Source organism: uncultured Zoogloea sp. (assembly GCF_937894855.1).
Lineage (GTDB): Bacteria > Pseudomonadota > Gammaproteobacteria > Burkholderiales > Rhodocyclaceae > Zoogloea > Zoogloea oryzae.
In genome coordinates this window covers 26,887-47,882 of sequence record NZ_CALAYQ010000025.1, presented here as the reverse complement: position 1 = coordinate 47,882, position 20,996 = coordinate 26,887, and the positions used below count along the sequence as shown (strand labels likewise).

At 69.8% G+C, this 20,996-nt stretch carries 20 protein-coding genes; 6 read left to right on the top strand and 14 right to left on the bottom strand.

The genetic code is table 11. The features are described 5' to 3' along the window. From Q0672_RS02685 to napF, 3 genes are all read right to left on the bottom strand, one after another. Positions 1-304: twin-arginine translocation signal domain-containing protein (locus Q0672_RS02685; RefSeq protein WP_298619434.1), on the bottom strand; the 304-nt coding region annotated here is incomplete at its 3' end. Beyond that, positions 301-600 carry a chaperone NapD gene (locus Q0672_RS02680; RefSeq protein ID WP_298619432.1) on the bottom strand — a complete coding sequence of 100 codons (300 nt, stop codon included), beginning with the start codon at positions 598-600 and terminating at the stop codon, positions 301-303. The genes Q0672_RS02680 and Q0672_RS02685, both read right to left, overlap by 4 nt. Continuing rightward, positions 597-1,097 (bottom strand): ferredoxin-type protein NapF, encoded by a 501-nt coding sequence (gene napF / locus Q0672_RS02675; protein ID WP_153160672.1) that lies wholly within the window; start codon positions 1,095-1,097, stop codon positions 597-599. The genes Q0672_RS02680 and napF overlap by 4 nt, the downstream gene beginning before the upstream one ends. Positions 1,098-1,307: 210 nt before the next feature. Between napF and Q0672_RS02670 the strand changes: the two genes are divergently transcribed. Then, the gene (locus Q0672_RS02670; protein WP_298619428.1) at positions 1,308-3,641 is read left to right on the top strand and encodes an EAL domain-containing protein; all 2,334 of its coding nucleotides are present in this window, start codon (positions 1,308-1,310) and stop codon (positions 3,639-3,641) included. 3 nt (positions 3,642-3,644) lie between these two features. Here Q0672_RS02670 and Q0672_RS02665 read toward each other — a convergent pair whose 3' ends face one another. The 9 genes from Q0672_RS02665 to Q0672_RS02625 all read right to left on the bottom strand — a co-directional run bounded on the left by Q0672_RS02665 (position 3,645) and on the right by Q0672_RS02625 (position 14,878). After that, positions 3,645-4,226: a peroxidase-related enzyme gene (locus Q0672_RS02665; protein WP_298619426.1), complete on the bottom strand. Its 582-nt coding sequence runs from the start codon at positions 4,224-4,226 to the stop codon at positions 3,645-3,647. Positions 4,227-4,346: 120 nt separating this feature from the next. Continuing rightward, positions 4,347-6,368, bottom strand: coding sequence for a TonB-dependent siderophore receptor (locus tag Q0672_RS02660; RefSeq protein ID WP_298619423.1), 2,022 nt, complete (start codon positions 6,366-6,368; stop codon positions 4,347-4,349). After that, the gene (locus tag Q0672_RS02655; protein ID WP_298619421.1) at positions 6,365-8,494 is read right to left on the bottom strand and encodes an EAL domain-containing protein; all 2,130 of its coding nucleotides are present in this window, start codon (positions 8,492-8,494) and stop codon (positions 6,365-6,367) included. Before Q0672_RS02655 ends, Q0672_RS02660 begins: the two co-directional genes overlap by 4 nt. After that, positions 8,487-10,730: a hybrid sensor histidine kinase/response regulator gene (locus tag Q0672_RS02650; RefSeq protein ID WP_298619418.1), complete on the bottom strand. Its 2,244-nt coding sequence runs from the start codon at positions 10,728-10,730 to the stop codon at positions 8,487-8,489. The genes Q0672_RS02655 and Q0672_RS02650 overlap by 8 nt, the downstream gene beginning before the upstream one ends. A gap of 15 nt (positions 10,731-10,745) precedes the next feature. Further along, positions 10,746-11,252: a CHASE sensor domain-containing protein gene (locus tag Q0672_RS02645; RefSeq protein ID WP_298619416.1), complete on the bottom strand. Its 507-nt coding sequence runs from the start codon at positions 11,250-11,252 to the stop codon at positions 10,746-10,748. Then, positions 11,249-11,818 (bottom strand): YfiR family protein, encoded by a 570-nt coding sequence (locus Q0672_RS02640; RefSeq protein WP_298619413.1) that lies wholly within the window; start codon positions 11,816-11,818, stop codon positions 11,249-11,251. Before Q0672_RS02640 ends, Q0672_RS02645 begins: the two co-directional genes overlap by 4 nt. Before the next feature lie 124 nt (positions 11,819-11,942). After that, positions 11,943-13,223, bottom strand: a complete 1,281-nt coding sequence (locus tag Q0672_RS02635; RefSeq protein WP_153160682.1) for a glycerate kinase — start codon at positions 13,221-13,223, stop codon at positions 11,943-11,945. 19 nt (positions 13,224-13,242) lie between these two features. Then, entirely contained in the window at positions 13,243-14,169 is a 927-nt protein-coding gene (nudC, locus tag Q0672_RS02630; RefSeq protein WP_298619411.1) for an NAD(+) diphosphatase, read from the bottom strand. Positions 14,170-14,404: 235 nt separating this feature from the next. Continuing rightward, entirely contained in the window at positions 14,405-14,878 is a 474-nt protein-coding gene (locus Q0672_RS02625) for an Rrf2 family transcriptional regulator (protein WP_298619409.1), read from the bottom strand. 137 nt (positions 14,879-15,015) lie between these two features. Here Q0672_RS02625 and Q0672_RS02620 point away from each other — a divergent pair, with 137 nt between their 5' ends. Continuing rightward, the gene (locus Q0672_RS02620; RefSeq protein ID WP_298619407.1) at positions 15,016-15,678 is read left to right on the top strand and encodes a class II aldolase/adducin family protein; all 663 of its coding nucleotides are present in this window, start codon (positions 15,016-15,018) and stop codon (positions 15,676-15,678) included. Further along, a complete protein-coding gene (locus Q0672_RS02615; RefSeq protein WP_298619405.1) occupies positions 15,659-15,877 on the top strand; it encodes a hypothetical protein in 219 nt (72 codons plus the stop codon). Before Q0672_RS02620 ends, Q0672_RS02615 begins: the two co-directional genes overlap by 20 nt. Here Q0672_RS02615 and Q0672_RS02610 read toward each other — a convergent pair. Then, positions 15,874-16,656: a gamma-glutamyl-gamma-aminobutyrate hydrolase family protein gene (locus Q0672_RS02610; protein WP_298619403.1), complete on the bottom strand. Its 783-nt coding sequence runs from the start codon at positions 16,654-16,656 to the stop codon at positions 15,874-15,876. The two genes, Q0672_RS02615 and Q0672_RS02610, sit on opposite strands and share 4 nt — an antisense overlap. 34 nt (positions 16,657-16,690) lie before the next feature. Further along, the gene (locus Q0672_RS02605) at positions 16,691-17,182 is read right to left on the bottom strand and encodes a MarR family winged helix-turn-helix transcriptional regulator (RefSeq protein WP_298619401.1); all 492 of its coding nucleotides are present in this window, start codon (positions 17,180-17,182) and stop codon (positions 16,691-16,693) included. 173 nt (positions 17,183-17,355) lie between these two features. Between Q0672_RS02605 and Q0672_RS02600 the strand changes: the two genes are divergently transcribed. The 3 genes from Q0672_RS02600 to Q0672_RS02590 are packed head-to-tail and all read left to right on the top strand — an operon-like array spanning position 17,356 to position 20,992. Continuing rightward, positions 17,356-18,591 (top strand): cation:proton antiporter, encoded by a 1,236-nt coding sequence (locus tag Q0672_RS02600; RefSeq protein WP_298619399.1) that lies wholly within the window; start codon positions 17,356-17,358, stop codon positions 18,589-18,591. Beyond that, the gene (locus tag Q0672_RS02595; protein WP_298619397.1) at positions 18,588-19,847 is read left to right on the top strand and encodes a cation:proton antiporter; all 1,260 of its coding nucleotides are present in this window, start codon (positions 18,588-18,590) and stop codon (positions 19,845-19,847) included. The genes Q0672_RS02600 and Q0672_RS02595 overlap by 4 nt, the downstream gene beginning before the upstream one ends. Further along, complete coding sequence (locus Q0672_RS02590) at positions 19,844-20,992, top strand: YbdK family carboxylate-amine ligase (protein ID WP_298619395.1); 1,149 nt, start codon at positions 19,844-19,846, stop codon at positions 20,990-20,992. The genes Q0672_RS02595 and Q0672_RS02590 overlap by 4 nt, the downstream gene beginning before the upstream one ends. Positions 20,993-20,996 lie beyond the last annotated feature (4 nt).

Genomic DNA, 20,996 nt, shown 5'->3' with positions numbered 1-20,996 from the left:
GATCCTCGCCGTACATGATCTTGGACAGGAAGTAGCCCTTGATGCAGTTGAGGCCGCGGTTGACCGGCGCATCCGGATCGCCCTGGGTGGCCACCACGCGGCCGTTCTGCACGCCCACCAGCACCGAACAGCCGGTGCCGCAGAAGCGGCACGGCGCCTTGTCCCAGCGGACGGCAGCGGAATTCTCGGCGGACGCCGCGGCGTCCTCCTTCTTCGCTGCGAGGGCAGGCATCGAAATGCCGGCCGTGGCGGCCGCGGCGGCGATCGCCTGGGTCTTGATGAAGTCGCGTCGGTTGATGGTCATGATTGAGCCTCCTCGCAGGGGGAATTCAGGGCTTCCGGTTGATTCGAAACAGGGCTTTCGTCATCCGCAACGTCGCGGTGCTCGTAGGCCAGGGTGGCGGCGAGCACCTGCGGCACGCGGTGCAGGGCAATGAGGGTGTCGGACATGACCGCGCCTTCGGCATCCTCGACGGTGACGACGAGCTTGCCGTCGGCCGACATGCCGTGGCATTCGACGCCGGGGAAGGCGGTCAGGGCCGCTTCGGCCTCCGCCCGGGTCTCCGGCTTGATGCGCAGGACGAGACTGACGATGTTCATGATTGCTCCAGGGCGGAAGGAAGGGCCTTGCGGGTCACCGCCACCACCGGGCAGGGCGCAATGCAGGCGCCGCAGCCAGTGCATGCGGCGAGATCGACATCGGGCAGCGGAACGCCACCGATACGGGGACGGAAACGGATCGCGCCGGCATCGCAGGCTTCGCCGCAGATGCGGCACTCGACGTTCTGGGCTGCCAGGCAGCCTTCGCCGATGACGACCCCGAACGACCAGGGCGGCTGCGTGGTGTCGCGGCCGATGGCGCCGCTGGCGCAGGCCTTGGCGCAGTCACCACAGAAAGTACAGGCCGCCGCCGAGAAATCGGCTACCGGATACCCCCCGCCACCCCGCTGCAGGAGCCCGGTGGGGCAAGCCTTCACGCAGTCGTCGCAGCGGGTGCAACGATCGAGGAAAGCGGCCTCCACGACACTCCACGGCGGACGAAACGGCGCCGGGCCGGGCGCACGGGCACCCAGAAAGCGGCGGCGGGAAACATCCATGTTCGGCTCGTGGTCATTGTCGGGAATGATTGATCCTATGCCTCTTCCCGACCGAAATCCTTGATCTATGCGAAGGATTTCCCAGGGTGTCACGCACGCCGCGTCCACCATGCGCACCCCGACCAGACCGCCAGAAACATCACAATCTGATAAAATAATCCATTGACATTTCCAAAGGGCATCACCTTGACACCCAGATCCTTGCCACCTGTGCGTATCCGCCCAAGTGGACTTCTGGCTGGCATCAGGGACGCCTGGAGGCCGGCCGGGCTTGACGAGGCGCGGCTGCTCGAACGTCAGCTGGACCGCGCCCGCACCTCATTGTGGGTCACCGATCTGGCCATGCTGGCGGTCGCCACGCTCTTCGTGTGGATGGCCGGGCCGCTGATCGACCCCTATCTGGCAGTGGCGTGGCTGGCCGCGATGGCCCTCAACCCCCTGTCGAAGTTCTGGCTGCCGCGCCTCGCCCGGGGCCTCGACAGCCCCCGGCTGATCACGCCGGAGTTGGTCTGTCTGCAGGCGCTGGTCACCGCGCTGCTGTTCATCGTGATGACCAGCTGGCTGTTCCTGCGCGGCAACGACGAGCTGCGCATGCAGCTGGGCATCCTCAGTACCGGCGTGCTGTTTGCCGAAGCCCTCGGCTACGCCCGGTTCCCCCCGGCCGGCCTGGTATGGCTCGGCACCCTGGTGTCGGCGGCCCTGATCACCCTCTGGCAGATCGACCGGGAGACCAGCCTCGCCGCGGCGGTGGCCGTGCTGCTCTACGCCGCCGTGGTCACCCGCGACATGCTCGCCACTTCCCGGGAGTTCGTCGAACGCTGCCTGGCCGAGTTCGAGGCCGAGCGCCAGACCCAGATGGTCGCCCTGCTGCTGACCGATTTCGAAGACGCCTCCCGCGACTGGTTCTGGGCATGCGACGCCCACGGGCGGCTCACCCACGCCTCGACGCGCCTCGCCGAAGCCCTCGGCCGTAGCGACGCTTCGCTGCTGGGCGTCGGGCTGATCGCCGCACTGGAGACCGCCAACGCCACCCCCCGGACCGATCTCGCCAACGCCACCCGCCTGCTGGCCAGCCGGCTCGCCAGCCACCGGGCCTTCCGCGACCTGATCCTGCCACTGCAGACACCGGCGGGCAGCCAGTGGTGGTCGCTCAGCGGCAAGCCGCTGCTATCCGGCGGCGGCGAGGTGATCGGCTGGCGCGGGGTGGGCGTGGATGTCACAGCCGACCAGATCCACCGCCAGGAACTCGAACGGCTCGCCACCCGGGACAGCCTCACCGGGCTGGCCAATCGCCACGCCTTCAACCACGCCCTCGACGCCTGCTTCCACCCGGCCGGGCCGGCCCAGCCCGTCGGCCTGCTGGTGCTCGATCTGGACGCCTTCAAGGCCGTCAATGATGCCCACGGCCACGGGGTTGGCGACCGCCTGCTCGCGGCGGTCGCCCGCCGCCTCGAGAAGCCGCCCGGCGGAAGCACCCGGCTGGCCCTGGCCCGCCTGGGGGGCGACGAGTTCGCCATCCTGCTGGCGGGCGGCGACGGACCGATGGCGATGGCGGACCACAGCCGGCGCGTCCGCGAAAACCTGAGCCACCCTTTCCTGATCGGCGATCTGCGCCTGGAGGTGCGTACCAGCGCCGGGCTGGCCTTCGCGCCGGCCCACGCCCACAACCGCACCGATCTGCTGCGCTGCGCCGACATGGCCCTCTACGCCGCCAAGATGAAGGGTCGCAACACTCTGGTGGTGTTCGACGAGGAGATCGGCACGCGGGTGTCGACGCGCCTACGACGCACCCACGAGCTGTCCGAGGCGATCCGCCGCGGCACCCTGGAGGTGCATTACCAGCCCGTCTTCGAGGCCGGCGGCGGCCCGCCGGTGGCGGCCGAGGCGCTGCTGCGCTGGCGGCATCCGCACCTGGGCCTGCTGCCGCCATCCGAGTTCCTGGAGCTGGCCGAGGAGTCCGGCCTCATCGTGCCCATCGGGCTGTGGGTGCTGCGCCGGGCCTGCGCCGACGCGGTGGGCTGGGATCGCCCCCTGCGGGTCGCTGTCAATCTGTCGGTACGCCAGCTCAACGACCTGGGGCTGGTCGATGCGGTGCGCAAGGCGCTCGCCGACAGCGGCCTGCCGGCCCGCCGACTGGAGCTGGAGATCACCGAATCGACCCTCGCCGACCGGCGCATCGCGCGCCGCGTGCTCGAAGCCCTGCGGGCGCTCGACGTGCAACTGGCGCTGGATGACTTCGGCACCGGCTTCTCGTCGCTGTCCTACCTGCAGCACTTCGGCTTCGACCGCCTGAAGATCGACCGGGCCTTCATCCAGCCCCTGCTCCAGCCTGGCGGCCAGGCGATGGCGATGCTGCGGGCGGTGATCGGACTGGCCCGCGCCCTCAAGCTGCAGTGCACGGCCGAGGGCATCGAGGATACGTTCCAGCTGCGGGCCCTGCAGGAGCTCGGCTGCGACGCCTTCCAGGGCTACCTGCTCGGCCGTCCGCTGACGAACGAGGCGTTCAACGCCCTGCTCGCCGCGCCGGAGGCCGTGGGCGCCTGAGCGTCACGCCTTGGGCAGGCGGCCCATCAGATAGAACTCGTCGTTCGGCCGCATCGAGGTGAGGTTGGCCAGGCGGTTGCTCATGGCAAAGAAGGCGGTGATCGCGCCGATGTCCCAGATCGCCTCGTCGTCGAAACCGTGGGCCTTGAGGGTGTCGATGTCGGCGTCGCCCACCGACGCGGAATCCAGCGCCAGCTTCATGGCGAAATCGAGCATCGCGCGCTGGCGCGGGGTGATCTCGGCCTTGCGGTAGTTGGTGGCGAGCTGATCGGCGACGCGGGGGTTCTTGGCGCGGATGCGCAGAATCGCCCCGTGGGCCACCACGCAGTACAGGCACTCGTTGGCGCCCGAGGTGGCGACGACGATCATCTCGCGCTCGGCCTTGGTGAGGCCCTCGTCCTTCTCCATCAGCGCGTCGTGATAGGCGAAGAAGGCGCGGAACTCGGCCGGGCGGTGGGCCAGGGTGAGGAACACGTTGGGCACGAAGCCGGCCTTCTCCTGCACGCCGAGGATGCGCTCGCGCACGTCGTCGGGCAGGCTGGCGAGATCGGGGATGGGGTAGCGGCTGACGGGAAGCGTGGTCATGCAGGTCTCCTGATGTGGGTTGTTGTCACACCAGTGTACGACGCCCCGCCGGGCTGAAAACCCCGCCGGCTCAGATCGGCGGAAAGGTCAATCCGATTGACGGAATTTGCACTGCCCGCCTCAGAAACCCAGCCTGGCGGTGAGCATCGCGGTCCGCCCCAGCTGCGGCATCGTCCAGCGCGCGCCGGCAACGGTCGTGTCGCCGGCCGCGGGCTCGTTGAAGCGGATGTCGAACAGGTTGTACAGGCCGAGCGCCAGCTCCCACGCCGGGCCGGCCGGCAGGTAGCGCAGGTTGAGGTTGGCGATGGCGTAGTCGGGGACACGCCGCCCGCCGTCACCGGTGAGCCGGGTGCTGACGTACTGGCCCTCGAGGCCGGCGATGAAACCGCCGCCCAGTTCGGCGCCCAGATTGGCCTTGAGCATGTGGCGCGGCGCGTTCTCCGGACGGCCGCCGTCGCCCCGGGGCTGCTGGAAGGTGTAGCCGGTGCGCAGGCTGTAGCGGTCGAGCCAGCGCTGCTCGTACTCCAGCTCCAGCCCCTGCCCGGTGAGCGGCCCGCTGTTGCGCACCACGCCGGTGTCGGCGTCCGGGGCGATCAGGTCCTTCAGGCGGAACAGATAGGCCGAAGCCATCAGCCGGCCGTTGCCGATCCGTTTTTCCCATGCCGCCTCGACCGACTGCATGCGCTCGGAGCGGAGCACGGGGTTGCCGTAGATGTAGGTCGGGTTGGTGTAGAAGCGCTCGAACACCGTCGGATCGCGGAAGGCGCTGGCGTAGAGCAGCTTGAAGATGCCGGCGTTTGCGGTTTCGTGGACCAGCCCGACGCGGGGGCTCCAGTGACGGTTGCCGCCAAAGCGCTGGTCGAAGCGCATCCCGAGGGTGAGCAAGGTGGCCGGGCCCAGGTTGATCTCGTTCTGGGCATACAGGTTGAACAGGCGACTTTGCTCGCGGCTGTCGAGGCAAGGGCTTGTCGACAGGCCGTAGCAGCCGTAGCCCGGGTCGGCGTTCTTCTGGTCCTGGCGCAGGTTCTCGCGCAGCTCGGCGCCGACCGTCCAGCGCTGGCCGGCCAGCGCACGGCTGACCACCCGCCCCTCCATGCCCCACCACTCGCCCACCACGTCGTCCCGGTTGAGGACGTAATCGGGGGCTTCGGTGTAGGGAAACACGCCCCGGTAACGGTAGCGGCCGAAATACACCCGCTCGTGCACCGTGGTGTCACTGTCCAGCGCCTGCACGGCGCCGAGTTCGGCGAGGGTGAAGACGTCCTTCTCCCGGTGCGCCGGGTCGTTGAAATCGGTGGTGTAGCTGCCGGTGGGCACGATGCGGTCCCGCTCGGAGTGGGTGAGCGTGGCGCGCCAGTCGTTGCTGCGCAGCTGGGCGAACAGCCGCCCGCCGGTTTCGCCGCGCAGCCGATTGGCGCGGGTGTCGATGCCGGCCGCGCCCATCTCGGGAAAATCCATCCCCTGGCCCTGGGCGTTGAACCCGCTGGCCGACACCAGGTAGCCGATGCCACCATCGGTCTCGCCGCCGCGGGTCAGGCGGGCGCGACGATCCAGGCCACTGCCGAGCGACAGGGCCGCCTCGTTGCCGTTCAGGCTGTCGCCGCTGCGGGTGACCAGATTGACCACCCCGAACATCGAATCGCCGCCGTACACCGAAGCGCTGGGCCCGCGGATCACCTCGATGCGCTCGACGAGGTCGAGATCGAGGGGAAAGGCCGAATCCACCGGCACGCTGGCAAAGACGTTCTCGTTGACGCTCATCCCGTCGATGAGCACCTGGAAGCGCTGGCGGTAATCCCCCGGTGCCGACACGCCGCGCACGCCGGCGTACGAATAGGTGTGGTCGTCGGTGACGGTGAAGCCCTGCAGCGAGCGCAGCACGTCGGCCAGGGTGCGCCAGCCGAAGGTGCGGATGTCGGCGCGGGTGACGATGGTGATGGCCGACGGAGAGTGCTCGGCGTCCTCGGCGAACTTGGGCGTGGCCAGGATGCGCACCTCGGCGAGCTCTTCGAGGGACATGGCGATGCCGTCCAGCCGGGCGGCAGCCAGGGAAGGCAGCGGCGCCAGGGTGGCGGCGAGCAGCGCCGCGAGCACACGCAGGCGGGGCGGCGGGGCACGGCGGAGGCGAGGTATGGGCATCATGATGCGGATGCGCTCCGGAAAGGTCGGGCAATGTAGGTGGCGAAATCCGCCGCCGGCATCGGCCGGCCATACAGAAAGCCTTGAAGGATGTGGCAACCGAGGCGGCGCAGGTGGCCGGCCTGGGCGTCGGTCTCGACCCCTTCGGCCACGACCGCCAGCCCCAGCGCCCGGCCGAGCCCGACGATGGCGCTCACCAGCGCCTGGTTGCCGGGGTTGCTGTCCAGGTCGGTGACGAAGGAGCGATCGACCTTGATCTCGTCGATGGGGAAACGCTGGAGGTAGCCGAGGGACGAATAGCCGGTGCCGAAGTCGTCGAGGGATATCCCGATCTGGCGCTCGCGCAGGGCGTTGAGCACCTGCAGCGCGGCCACGTGGTCGTGCATCAGGGTGCCTTCGGTGATCTCGACGACCAGCAGGGACGCCGGAACGCCGGTGCGCGCAAGCACCTCGTCCATCAGCCGCACCACCCCGCCACCGTAGAAGCTGTGGGCCGACATGTTGATGCTGACCCGCCCCGGCGTGAGCCCCGCGGCCCGCCAGGCGGCGATCTGATCCACCGCCCGGGCCAGCAGCCAGTCGGTCATCGGTCGGATGAGGCCGCTCTGTTCGGCCAGCGGGATGAACTCGCCAGGGCTGACCATGCCGCGCTCCGGGTGCTGCCAGCGCAGCAGCACCTCGGCCCCGACCGGTGCCCCGGACAGGGCGTCCACCTTGGGCTGGAAATACAGTTGAAGCTGGTCTCCGTGCTCGATGGCCACGCGGAGCTGGCGCTCCAGCAAGTGGCGGGCAGCCAGCTCGGCCTCGTGGGCGGGATCGAAGAACACCACCCGGTTGCCACCCTCGACGGCGCCACGGATGGCGCTGCGCATGGCGCAGTGGATCAGCCCATGGACATCGCGGGCGTCGGCCGGGCTGCGGCTCACGCCGATGGCAGGGGCCAGACTGAAGGCCTCGCCCGGATCGTCGGCGGCCACTTCCAGCGGTGCGGCGATGGCCGCCAGCAGGGCCTCGGCAAAGCGCCCGAGGGTGGCCAGCGAATGCTCGCCCGGCAGGCTCAGGATGAAGTCAGCTTCGTCGTAGCGGCCCAAGCCGACGCCCGCCAGGGCTTCGGCCGGCAGCCCGGCCAGGGCCGCGGCGTCGGTCGCCAGAAAACGCCGCAAGTGCTCTACGAAGGCCCGCAGCGCCGCATCCGCGCGGGCCTGGCCAAACAGCAGGGCGAACTTACGCAGGCCCGTTAGATGGACGAAGAACAGGTTGAGGAGACCGGCCGCGCCATCCGGCCCGGCCATCTCGTCGGCCATCAGCTCGACCATCCGCGAGCGGTTCCGCAGCCCGGTGAGGGGATCGAACCACGCCAGCCGACGCACCTGGGCTTCCGCCTCGACGCGCTTGGTGATGTCCTGGGTGTAGCCGTGGGCGCCGGGCGGGGCGTCCGGGGGATTGGGGTAGCCGACCTCCTGGAGATGGGTGACGGCGCCGTCGGGCGCCACCAGCCGGTACTCGATCTCGTAGCCCGCGCCGCCCCGCAGCCCGGCCCGCGCCGCCTCGACGCGCGCCCGGTCCCCGGGATGCACGCGGGCCAGCAGGGCGCTGGCCGGACGCGGCGGCCGACCAATGCCCATCAGCACCCGGAACTGCTCGGCGCATTCGAGCAGGGCGCCGTTGCTGTCCAGCGTCCAGTCGCCCAGCCCAGCCAGCTTCTGGGTGTTGAGCAGGGTTTCGCGGCTCGCCATGAGCTGCTGGAAGGTCATCGCCGAACGCAGCAGGTGGCGCACCCGGTGCGGCAGCAGCGGCATGTTCAGCGGCTTGGTGATGAAGTCGGTGGCGCCGCTGAAATAGGCCTCGTCGATGGATTTCTGGTCGTCGAGCGCCGTGAGCATCACGATCGGCAGGTGTTCACAGCGGGGATCGGCGCGCAGCCGGCGGCAGGCTTCGTAGCCGCTCATGCCGGGCATCACCACGTCGAGAAGGATCAGGTCGGGACGGAAGTCATCGGCCAGCAGCGCAAAGGCCGCCTCGGCCGATTCGGCGGAGCGCACCGTGAAACCCTGGGCCTGCAGCACCTTGTCGGTGATGATGCGGGTCACCGGTTCGTCGTCCACCACCAGCACGCGCACTTCATTCATGGCGGGCCTCCCCTTCGTCCTGCAGGCGGGCAGCGACCGCGGCCCGGACTGGCTCGAAGGCCGCCACCAGCTCGGGGATGTGCCGGCGCATGGCGTCCCAGTCGTCCTCCCGCGCGGCCTGCTCGGCCACCCGGCACAGGGCCGAGAAGGCCTGGGCGCCGATGGCGGCGCTGGAGCTCTTCAGGTTGTGCAGGAGGCGGGTGACCAGCTGGCGGTCGAAGTCGTCGCCGATGCCCGCCAGGGTGTCGACATTCCGCCCGCCTTCGGTGAGATACGACGACAGCACCGCCGGCAGCACATCGGCCGCCCCTTCGCCGAGGGTGGCCCGCAGGATCTCGACATCGAACACCGGCAGCGCCGCCTCGGCGGTGTTGACAGGCGCCACCGGCGCGGCGACTTCTTCGGCCTGGGCTTGCGCCAGCCGCCCCGCCGGCATCGAGCGGGTGAAGGCGGCGCGCAGGGCGTCGAAGGTGACCGGTTTGGCGACGTAGTCGTCCATGCCCGCCTCGATGCACATCTCCCGGTCGCCGGCGAGCGCGTTGGCGGTGAGGGCGATAACCAGCTGGCGGGGGCGCCCTTCGGCGGCTTCGCGGCGGCGCAGCTCGCGGGTCGCGGTGAGCCCATCCATCACCGGCATCTGCATGTCCATCAGCACCACGTCGAACTGCTCCCGGGCGAGGATCGCCAGGGCCTCCTCGCCATTGCCGGCGAGGGTGCACGCGCAGCCGCAGTTGCGCAGCATCTCGTTGAGCACCAGCTGATTCACGGGGTTGTCCTCGACCATCAGCACCCGCAGCCCGGCGGGCAGGCCGCCCAGGTCGGGGCGCACCCGGACAAAGCCGGTATCCACCCCCAGCAGCCCGGCCAGGCCGCGCCACAGGGCGATGTCGGAGACCGGCTCATGCACCTCGGCGCCAACCCACGCCGGCACCGCCAGACGCACGTCTTCCGGGGTGGCGAAGCTGCGCACGAAGAGCACCGGCACGCCGGGCCCGACGAAATCGGGATGGGCGGCGGCCATGGCAAGGCACAGCGCCTCCTCGACGACCACCGCGTCCACCCGCCCGGCGGCCAGGGCGTCGAGGGCGGTGCTGCAGGCGCTGACGATGCTGGCGTCGATGCCGCCCATGGCCAGCGCGCCGGCCCAGCGGGCGCCCCGCTCCAGGTCAGCGCAGATCACCGTCACCCGCGTTCCGCGCAGCCCGCCGACCCAGGCCGGCAGGCGCCGCACCCGGTCGATGGGCAGCAGGGGCAGCGCCAGCTCGAAGGTGGACCCGACGCCCACTTCGCTGCGCACGCTCACCTGGCCGCCCATCAGCGCCACCAGGTCATGGACGATCGCCAGCCCGAGGCCCGAGCCGCCGTAGCGCCGGCTGGTGGAGTTGTCGGCCTGGCGGAAGGGGTCGAAGATCCGCCCGATGGCCTCGGCGTCGATGCCGATGCCGCTGTCGCACACCGCCAGGCGCACGCAGGGCGCCGGCTCCCCGGCGACCAGCGCGCACTGGATGCGCACCTCGCCGCGCTCGGTGAACTTGATGGCGTTGCTGATGAGGTTGTTGAGGATCTGGCGCATCCGGTGCGGATCGCCGCGGAACAGATCGGGCATCGCCGGGGCGATGTCGAGGGACAGCTCGAAGCCCTTCTTGCGGGCGGCCGGCGCAAACACCGCCGCGGTCTGCTCGATGGTCTCGCGCAGGTTGAAGGGCACGGCCTCGAGCTGCAGGCTGCCGGCCTCCATCCGCGAAAAGTCGAGGATGTCGTTGAGCAGATGGAGCAGGGTCGTGGCCGACGAGCGCTGGTTGGCGAGGAGATCCCGCTGACGGGCATCCAGCGTGCTGGCGTCGAGAAGCTCGGCGATGCCGATGATGCCGTTCATCGGGGTGCGGATCTCGTGGCTCATGTTGGCCAGGAACTGGCTCTTGGCCCGGTTGGCGCTCTCGGCCGCGTCCTTCGCCAGGCGCAGTTCGGCGGTGCGGGTGTGGACGGTCTCTTCGAGGCGCTCCCGGTGGGCGGCGAGCTCCCGGTCGCGGCTGGCCAGCTCGCCGAGCATGGTGTTGAAGGCGTCGGCCAGCTCGCCGATCTCGTCGCCGGTGGTGCGGGTGGCGCGCAGGGCAAAGTCGCGGGATTCGGACACCTGCCGGGCGGTCTCGGTGAGGGCGGTGATGGCACCGCTCATGGAGCGCTGGAGGCGCATCGCCACCGCCGTGGCCAGGACGAAGGCCAGCGCCAGCGCCACCCCGAAAAGCAGGAACTACAGCGCGACCGTGGCCCACAGGTTGTCGAGCCGGCTGACCACCGCCAGCGATCCGATCAACTCGCCGCCGCTGTACATCGGCACCATCACCGACAGGGTGACCCAGTCGAAGTGGGTGGTGAAATGCTCGGCGAGGCGGGTCGTCGGCGGCGGCAGGGGCGCCTGCCAGCCCTTCGCCGTGTAGGTGTGGCTGAAGCCGCCGCCCTTCTGGACGAGGTGCGCCGCGACGATGTCGGGATCGCTTTCGAAGGCCCGGAAGAGGTTGGTGGCGCCGCCGGCGTCCTGAAAGTCGAGCACCGCCGAGGCGTTGAAGGCCACCACGTCGGCCACCGCGCGCAGCTTGGCCACCCGCGCCGCGTAGTTCTCGCGCAGCTCGCCGGCCCCGACGATCACGAACACGAATGCGAGCCCGACCGCCACCGCGATGGCCACGATCAGCGTCAGCTTGCGGCGGATCGGGAGCGCGGCGATGCGGGCGTCGAGGGCGGGGCCGAAGCGGCTCATCGATGGCCTCCGACAACGTCCCGCGCGAGCCGCAGCATCTGCGGGCTGACCTTCAGCCCGGCCCGCTGCAGCACGGACAGATTCACGTCGAACACCAGCCGGTTATCCACCCGCACCAGGGCCACGCCGCCGCCCTGCTCGACAAAACGGGTGTTCTCGCCGACGGTGAGCACCGGCTGCCGGCCCAGGTTGCGGATCGCGCCGGCAAAGCGCTCTTCGTCGCCGTCCGGCACGAACACCTCCTGGCAGTCGGCCAGCTGTTCGGGCTGGCTCACCCGGCGGATGCGGATCTCCCGCCCCTGGATCAGCCGCCCTTCGTAGGACGCCAGCGGCCCGGCCAGGCTGTCACGGCCGAGCACACAGATGTTGGCCCCCGTGATGGCGGCGGGCCATTCGACGTATTTCAGGAAATTGACCAGATACGCGGCCCGGAGCTGGGCCTCGGACGCCGTCTCGGCCGCGGCGCCCCCCGGAAAGCAGGCCGCCAGCAACAGCAGGCCCGCAAGCGCAAGCCGGCTCAGGCGCGGAACCCGGCGCGGCGGCGTGGAGAAGGAAGAGGCCCCCACCGCAACGACGCCCGGAAGCTTGAGCCCCGGCGTCATCGGTCAGGCCGAAAAATGCGCGCAAATCATGACGGAGATAACGGCCGGACGGGTCGATTCTTGACCCCGCCCGGCCCTCCGTCAGTGCTCAGCCCTTGCCCGGCAGGCCCACCAGCACGGCACGGAAATCATTGACGTTGGTGAGCGTCGGGCCGGTGACGAGGGCGTCGCCCAGCGCCCCGAAGAAGCCGTGGCCGTCGTTGGCGTCGAGGCTGTCGCGAGGGCGGATGCCCAGCGCCCAGGCGCGGGCGAGGGTGTCCGGGGTGACGAAGGCGCCGGCGATGTCCTCCAGGCCGTCCACGCCGTCGGTGTCACCGGCCACCGCGAAGATGTCCGGCGCCCCGTCGAGGGCCAGGGCGAGGCCGAGCAGGAACTCCACGTTGCGCCCGCCGCGCCCGGCACCGCGCACGGTGACGGTCGTCTCGCCGCCCGACAGCAGCACGCAGGGCGCGCCGGCCGGCTGGCCGTGGCGCTTTGCCTGGAGGGCAATGGCGGCGATCACCTTGGCCACGTCGCGGGCCTCGCCCTCGATGCTGTCGCCGAGGATCACCGGCGTGACGCCGGCCTTGCGAGCCACCTCGGCGGCGGCCTCGAGGGCCATCTGCGGGGTGGCGATGAGGTGGGTCTCGACCCGGGCGAGGCGCGGGTCATCGGGCTTCACCGTCTCGCCCTCGCCGGTCTCGAGCAGCCAGCGGGCGCCCTTGGGCAGCTCGATGGCGTAGCGGCGGACGATGTCGAGGGCGTCGGCGCAGGTGGTGGGGTCGCCCACCGTGGGGCCGGAGGCGATGTCCACCGGGTTGTCGCCGGGCACGTCGGAGATCAGCAGATTGACCACCCGCGCCGGATGGAAGGCCGCCGCCAGCCGGCCGCCCTTGACCGCCGACAGGTGGCGACGCACGCAGTTGATCTCGGAGATGGTCGCGCCGCTTTTGAGCAGCGCCCGGGAGATGGCCTGCTTGTCCTGCAGCATCATGTTGTCGCCGGGCAGCGGCAGCAGGGCCGAGCCGCCGCCGGAGATCAGGCAGATCACCAGATCGTCGGCGGTCACCTGGCGGCCCATGTCAAGCATGCGGCCCGCCGCGGCGCGGCCGGCGCCGTCGGGCACCGGGTGGGCGGCCTGGACGATCTGGATGCGCTCGCAGGGCACGGCGTGGCCGTAGCGGGTGACGACGAGGCCGGTGAGCTCGCCCGGCCAGTGGCGTTCGAGCACCCGGGCCATCTCGGCCGAGGCCTTGCCGGCGCCGATCACGATGGTGCGGCCCTTCTTGGGCGGTTTGGGCAGGAAGCGGGGCAGGCAATGCTCGGGCTGGGCGGCATTGACGGCTGCGGTGAACATCCGCGTCAGCAGGTCGCGGGGGGAAATCGACATCGGTTGTCTCCGGGGCGGGTCAGGCGCCGTCCGGCCAAGGGCGGCCGTGGCGTTTGCAGAAGTCCTGGATCAGCCAGAACGACAGGGTTGAACTGAAGCGGAAGGTCTTGGGCAACCGATCCACATGAAAGAAGGCGGCGTCCTCGATCTCGCGCGGGTCGCAGACGATCTCGCCGCCGGCCCACTGGGCCTGGAAACCGAGCATCAGCGAATGGGGAAACGGCCACGGCTGGCTCGCGAAGTAACGCACGTCGCGGATTGCCAGGGCGGTCTCCTCGAAGATCTCCCGATGCACGGCCTGCTCGGCGCTCTCGCCGGCATCCACGAAACCGGCCAGCACGCTGTAGACGCCCGGCGGGAAGTGATGGGAGCGCCCGAGGAGGATCTCCTCGCCGCGCTCGACGGCCATGATCACCACCGGCGAGACGCGCGGAAAGTGCTCGCGCCCGCAGGCATCGTTGCTGCAGTGGCGCACGATCCCCGCGCCGCGGTGCTCGGTGGGCGCGCCGCAGCTGCCGCAGAAGCGGTGGGTGCGATCCCATTCGAGCACCTCCAGCGCCCGCGACAAGGGCGTGCGGGCCGGGAGCGGCAGGCTGTCGTAGAGGCGCTTCGGGTCGCCGAAGAAGCCGCCGAAGGGCGCATCCAGCGGCAGCTCGACGGCAAAGCAGGGCATGCCGTCGAACTCGCCCACCTGCAGCGCCGGCAGCGGATCGAGCCCGAGCAGCGGGTTGGGGCCGCAGGGCACGCCGCCCGTCTCGTCGAGGAGGACTTCCCGGCCGCGCTGGACGAACCACCAGCCTCGGGCGTCGGCGAGTTGATCGGTATCGGAAAGAGGCGAATTCATCGGCAGATGGGCTTCGGGTGGTCGGGGGATATCAGGATTGTAGGCAAAGCGCGCGCCGCCGGGGGCGCGCATCGCACCGCAGCACGGCACGAAAGTACCCATTATGCATCACCCGGCGGCATTACCTTCGATATATTTCGAAAGGCATAGGGGGTAGCGCCGTGATTTCACCCGGCGAAAGGACGTGGCGGCGCCTCCGGCGAGCCGGAAGAACATCGGGCAGAAAAACAACGGTCAGCGGCCGGATGACGCCCGGCGCGGGCGATGGGGACGCGCGCCGACGCCCCGGATCAGCCTCGGCCAGCCCGGGATCTGCGCTGCAAAGCGCGACGTGTGTTCAGCCGTCGGCGGGGGCGCTGCGGTCGGCGGCAGGCGCTGGCGGGCGCTGGGGCATGAAGAGGATCTGCCGCTGGGCGGGCCCCAGCAGCTGGGCGAGGGTCACCTTGTCCAGCGACGCGAAGAAGGCCTCCAGCGCGTCGTCGAGCACGCCGCGCAGCTTGCAACTCGAGGTGAGCAGGCAGCGGCTGGTGTCGGTGAAGCATTCCACCAGCGACAGGTCGGTCTCCATCTTGCGCACCACGTCGCCAATGCCGATGCCCGCTGGCGGCCGGGCCAGGCGCAGGCCGCCGCCCTTGCCGCGGATGCCCTCCACAAAGCCATTGCGGATCAGCTGATTGACCACCTTCATCAGGTGACTGCGCGAGATGTCGAAACGCGCCGAGATTTCCTGGATCGTCGGTAGGCGCTCTTCGTTGGAGGCCAGGTAGATCAGGACGCGCAGGGCGTAGTCCGTGTGCAGGGTGATGTGCATGGTCGGCGGTCGCGATCCGGGGACGTGGGGTGATTGACCCTTTGATTATAGTGGATTTCCGTAAAGATTCATTTTCGTTGACTCTTTAAAAGATGCATTCTAAAGTCCACTTCAAACAACCCCAACGGAGAGCCGCCATGATCGAGAAGAAGGACACCCCGCCCGAACACCCCGTGGTCGAGCAGGCCTGCGCCGTGATGCGGCGGGCCTACGAGCTGGGCTGGATCAGCACCCGCGACGGCAACGTGTCGGTGGCGATGACCGACCGCCGCGGCTTTCTGGTGTCGGCCAGCGGCGTGATCAAGCACGCGCTGGTGCCCACCCAGTTCGTGTTCGTGCCCGCCGGCGAGACGCCCGCGCCGGACGCCTGGCCGCGGCCGTCGGGCGAACTGGAGCTCCACCGCCGCCTGCAGGCGCTGTTCGGCAGCCGCAACCTCACGGTGCTCCACCTGCACCCGACCCACATCGTCGCGGCGCTCTACGCGGGGCACCGGCTGGCCGAGCTTTCGGCGGACTTCCCGGAGGTCACCCGCTACACCCGGGTCGGGCCCGACGTGCCGGCCCTGCCCGCCACCAGCGAGGAACTTGCCGAAGCCTGCGAGGCCGCGTTCAAGCCGGCCCTCGGCCCGGCGCCCCACATCGTCGGGCTGGACCGCCACGGCGTGGTGGCCGTCGGCAAGACGCCCTGGGAAGCCTTTGAACACGTGGAGCGGCTGGAGCACATCTGCCGCATCGCCCTCACCGCCGGCCAGCCGGCCACCGCCACCCAAGGAGCCCACCATGCACAAGCCCGCCCCTGACCCGCGCCGGGTGCTCACCACCGGCCGGGCGATGATGGTCGTCGCCGGCCTGGGGATGATCGCCTCGACCGCCATCGCCTACCCGCTGGCCGACCGCTTCAGCATGGGCATCCAGATTGCCGGACACCTGGCGCTGCCCGTGTCGGCGGCCTTCTTCAAGCTCGGCTACGTGGCGATCCTGGCCGCCCAGCCCACCTAACGCGCGTTGCGCGCCGCCTGGTGGAAGGCATCGAGCAGCGGGGCGCAGTCGAGCAGGCGTGTCGCGCCGGCGGCGTGGAACTCGGGGTGCCACTGCACCCCGACCACGAAGCGGTGGCCGGTGTGCCTGATCGCCTCGATCATCCCGTCCTCGGGGGCCGTGGCCTCGACGACCAGATCGCGGCCCAGGGCACGGACGCACTGGTGGTGGATGGACACCACCTCCCCGCCACCCGGCGATCCGAACCACCGGGCGAACTGCCCGCCCTCGGTGAAGACCACTCCGTGACTGTGCATGTCATAGGCGTCGGCCTGATGCATGACGCCGGCGCCGAACTGGGTCGGGATGTCCTGGTGAAGCGAGCCCCCGAAGGCGACGTTGATCAGCTGCATGCCCCGGCAGATCCCCAGTACCGGCTTGCCCGCCTCGACAAACTCGTGCAGCAACTCCATCTCGTAGGCGTCCCGCACCCGGTCACCGGCCCAATCCGCCCGGAGAGGCTGCTCGCCGTAGGCTTCGGGGCTGACGTCAGCCCCGCCCTGGAGGACGAGCCCGTCGAGAAAATCCGCGTAATCCCGCAGACGGATGTCGCTGCGGTGGATCGGCCCGTCCTTGAGGATGGACGGCACCATCAGGACCAGCACGTTGCGGGACATCACCCAGTGGGCGATGGATTGCTCCAGCACCTGCAGCGTCTTCGACTGGAGACCGGTCGCGCCGTCCTGGGGATGGAACAGCCTCGCTGACAGGCCAATCCTGATTGTGGCATTGCGGGCCATGATGCCTCCTCCCGGGGCACGAGCCCCTGTTTCGTCAAAGATCGGACAGCGGACGCTCCGCAGACTGCTCATCCCGATCGGTGAGATTGGCCACCACCTGGGCGAGGTTCTGGTGCAACTGAGCCAGCACCTCGGACGGCAACCCCTGCAGCGCCTGGGGCAGCACGCCCTCGAACGGCCCGGGAGCCAGGGCCAGCACCCGGGCGGCCTCGTCCTGCAGATGCAGGCCGACGCGGCGCTGGTCATCCGGCTTGCGCACCTTGCTCACCAGCCCCTTGGCGATGAGCTTCTCGACCAGCTGGCTGCAGGTGGATTGGTGGATCGACAGCCGGCTGGCCAGCTCAGACACCCCGCAGCCAGGCGTTCGCGCAATCTCGTGGATCAGCCACAGCTGCGACCCGGACACCCCGCATCGCTGCTCGACATCCCGGAAGTGCTGGCGCACCGACCCGTAGATCACCCGGAACTGCTTGAGCACCACCAGGGGCATGGTGTCCATGGGCAGGTCATCGGCTGCGTCGGGCAAGCGCGGATTCGTGTTTGCAGAATTCATTGTCGTCAATTATATTTGTACCAATATAAATTTCAAGCCGTGTCTCGATGTTGCAGGCTTTCGCCCCAGACATCACGCCCGCACCTGCCGGGCGAAGGCAGACCGGGCCGGTTTTCCCCCACCCGGACCAAGCACCCGCCGCGTTCATGCCGACTCAGCTCTACGCCTTCGAAGCCTCTCCCTTGCTGCTGTTCGGCCTGCTCCTCCTGGGCGGGCTGGCCAGCGGCGAGATCAGCCGTCGCGCCTTCGGGCTCCCGCGCACGACCGGCTTCGTGCTGTTCGGGGTCCTGATCGGTAACAGCGGGCTGCGCTGGATCGACCCCTACATTCTCGACGCCGCGCAGTTTTTCATCTACCCGGGGATCGGCCTGATCCTGTTCGAACTGGGCCACCACTTCCCGCTCACGGGGCGCCGCATCGACCGCCGTCTCGTACTGCTCAGCCTGGCGGAGACCAGCACAGTCTTCGCAACGATCACGACTCTCATGTACCTGCTCGGTTTCGGGCTTGCCGGCGGGCTGTTCGCCGCCGCCATCGCCGCATCCACTTCGCCGGCGATCACCATCGCCACCACCCGCGACTCCGGCGCTGACGGGCCGTTCACCCGACGCCTGTTCGGCCTCGTGGCCCTGAACGGCTGCGTGGCCTTTGCCGCCGTCAGCGTGATCCTGCCGATGCTCGCTGCCAGTGGCACCACCGAGCTGACGCCCGGCTACGCCACTGCGGCCGGCCACGTGCTGCTGTCCGTGCTGCTGGGCGCCGGACTGGCCCTCACGGCCTGCGCGGCCGCCCGCCGGCTGGGCCCCCAGGTGGAGCACCAGCACCTCATGCTGCTGGGCCTCATCGTGGTCGGCACCGGGCTGCCCCTGACCCTGGAGATGTCGCCCCTGCTCACGCTGCTCACCTTCGGGATCGGCACCCGCATAGCCGACCGGCACAAGGCCGTGCTGGCCATCCGCATCTCGTCGGATGCCCGGGTCTTTCTGGTGGTGACCTTCGTGCTGGCCGGTGCCGCGCTGGAGATCGGCCTGCTCGCAGAATACGCAGCCACCGCCACGGCCTACGCACTGACGCGCTTCGGCGCCCGCTGGGCGGCCCTCCACCTGATGGGACGCCGACTGGGCATCACCGCCAGGGAATCACGCTTCACCGCCATCGGGCTGCTGCCCATGTCCAGTGTGGCCCTGGTCCTGCTCGGCGACGCCGGCCCCCTCGAAGGCGGCGTCGGCCCTGCACTCTCGGGTACCCTCATGGGCGCCATCGTGCTGATGCAGCTGATCGGCCCGCTGTGCACCCAGGCCGCGCTCATCGCTGCCGGCGAGGCACGCCTCGGTGGCATTCCCGCGGCCCGGCACCCGGCCGACGGAGCCCCATCACGATGAGCACCGGACTGCGCCAGGGCTGGGAAGCCCTCCAGGACAGCCTGATCTTCCTGCCCCCCTTCCCCGACCAGCTCGACCCGCTGGTCCTGTTCTCGCTGCTCCTCGTCGGCGGCCTGATCGTCGGCGAGACGCTGTTCCGGACGCTCGGCCTGTCGCGCATCGTCGGCTACGTGCTGGCCGGCGCCATCAGCGGCCCCGGCGCCCTGGGCTGGCTCGACCGGGAGACCATCGCGCTCGCCAAACCGCTGGCCGACACCGCCCTGGGCCTGCTGCTGATGGAGACGGGACGCCACCTCGACCTGCGCTGGCTGAGCGCCAACCGCGGGCTGCTGGTGAGCGCGGCGGCCGAATCCGCGCTGGCATTCCTCACCATCTTCATCTTCGCGCTGCTGGCCGTCGGCCTCTCCCCCGGCTGGAGCGCGGCGACGGCCGCCATCACCATGGCCTCGGCCCCGGCGGTCGTGCTGCTCACCGCCGAGGAGAACCGCGCCCAGGGGCAGGTCACCCAGCGCACCCTGCTGCTCACGGCGATCAGCTGCGCCCTCTCCTTCGTGGTCTTCGCGGTGGTGCTCGGCCTGCTCCACGCAGAGCAGGCCGGCGACTGGCTCAACGCCATCGCCCACCCCCTGTGGGTGGTGGGCGGCGGCATCCTGATCGGCCTGCTCTGCGCCCGCCTGGCGCTGATCATCGCCGGCCGCCAGGCGCGCGGGTCAGTGGCTCGGGTGTTCGTCCTCGTGTCGACCGCCCTGATGGCCATCGGCATGGCGCGCATGCTCGCCGTGCCGGTTTTCCTGACCCTCTTCATGATGGGCGCCGCGCTCAACCTGGCGGACCGGGACAGGACCCTCGCCTACACCGGCCTGCCCCAAGGCCACTGGATTCTCGCCATCCTCCTGTTCGTGGTCACCGGCGCGATGCTGCCCCTGGGCGAGCTGGACTGGACCACCGGCGTCCAGGCGCTGGGCCTGATCCTGATGCGCGGCCTCGCCAAGTTCATCGGCGTGGTGAGCACCGGCCGCCACGACCTGCCTCTCGACAAACGTCGGCTGGTGGGCATCGGCATCCAGCCGCTGTCGGCGACGGCCATCTTCATGGCCGCCGAGCTCGCCGCCCTGTACCCCGAGGTCAGCAGCCAGCCGCTGCTGCTCCCCCTGATCGCCGCCGCCATGATGGAGTTCGTCGGGCCCCAGCTATGCAAGCGGGCCCTCCAGCGCGCCGGCGAAACCGAACCCACCCGCCCGGAGCCTGCCCGATGAGCGACCTCTCGCAGCTCTCCTTTTCGTCCAGCCGTCCCCTGACCCTGGGCGTCGAACTCGAACTCCAGCTGGTCTCCCTGCGCGACTACGACCTCACCCGCGCCGCCACCGACCTGCTCGCCGGCCTGCGGTACGACGACCGCTTCGGCGAGGTGAAGCTCGAGATCACCGAAAGCATGATCGAGGTGAACTCCCGCCCCCGCCTCGACGCCACCGCCATCGCGGCCGACCTGGACGGCCTGCGCGACGTGCTCGTCACCCACTGCCGGCTGAACAACATCGCCGTGTGCGGCGGCGGCACCCATCCCTTCCACCGCTGGCCCGAGCGCCGGATCAGCCCGGGCGAACGCTTCGCGTTCCTGAACAACCGCTACGGCTATCTGAGCAAACAGTTCACGGTGTTCGGGCAGCACATCCACATCGGCGTCACCAGCGGCGACGACGCGATCTGGCTCACCCACGCCCTCAACCAGTACGTACCCCACTTCGTCGCCCTGTCCGCCTCCTCGCCCTTCATCGACGCCACCGACACCGGTTTCGACTCGGCCCGGCTCAACGCCGTGTCGGCCTTTCCGCTGTCCGGCCAGTCGCCGGACGTGGCCGACTGGGCCGCCTTCCTCGACCACATGGCCCTGCTCCAGGCCTGCGGCGTGGCCGAGAGCATCAAGGACCTGTACTGGGACGTGCGCCCCAAACCCGAATACGGCACCGTCGAGCTGCGCATCTGCGACACCCCGCTGACCATCGACCGGGCCGTCGAGCTGGCCGCCTTCGCCCAGTGTCTGGCCCGCAACCTGCTGCGCACGCGTCCGCCCATCGCCCCCGCCAGCCAGGCCCTGGTCGCCCGCTACAACAAGTTCCAGGCCAGCCGCTACGGCTTCGGCGCCACCCTGGCCGACCCCATCCGGCGCCGCCGCGTGCCTATTGGCGACGCCCTGCGCGAGCTGATCGACAGCCTCACCGCCGACGCCGACGACCTGGGCTGCCGGAAGCAGCTCGAGCAACTGCGCGCCCTCGTCATCAGCGAGCGCAACGACAGCGCATGGCTGCGCGAAATCGCCAGGAACACCGGCAATCTGAACGACCTGACCCGGATGGCAGCCGAGCGCTTCGCCAGCCCGTCCTCCTATCGTCCTAACGTCTAGGGGA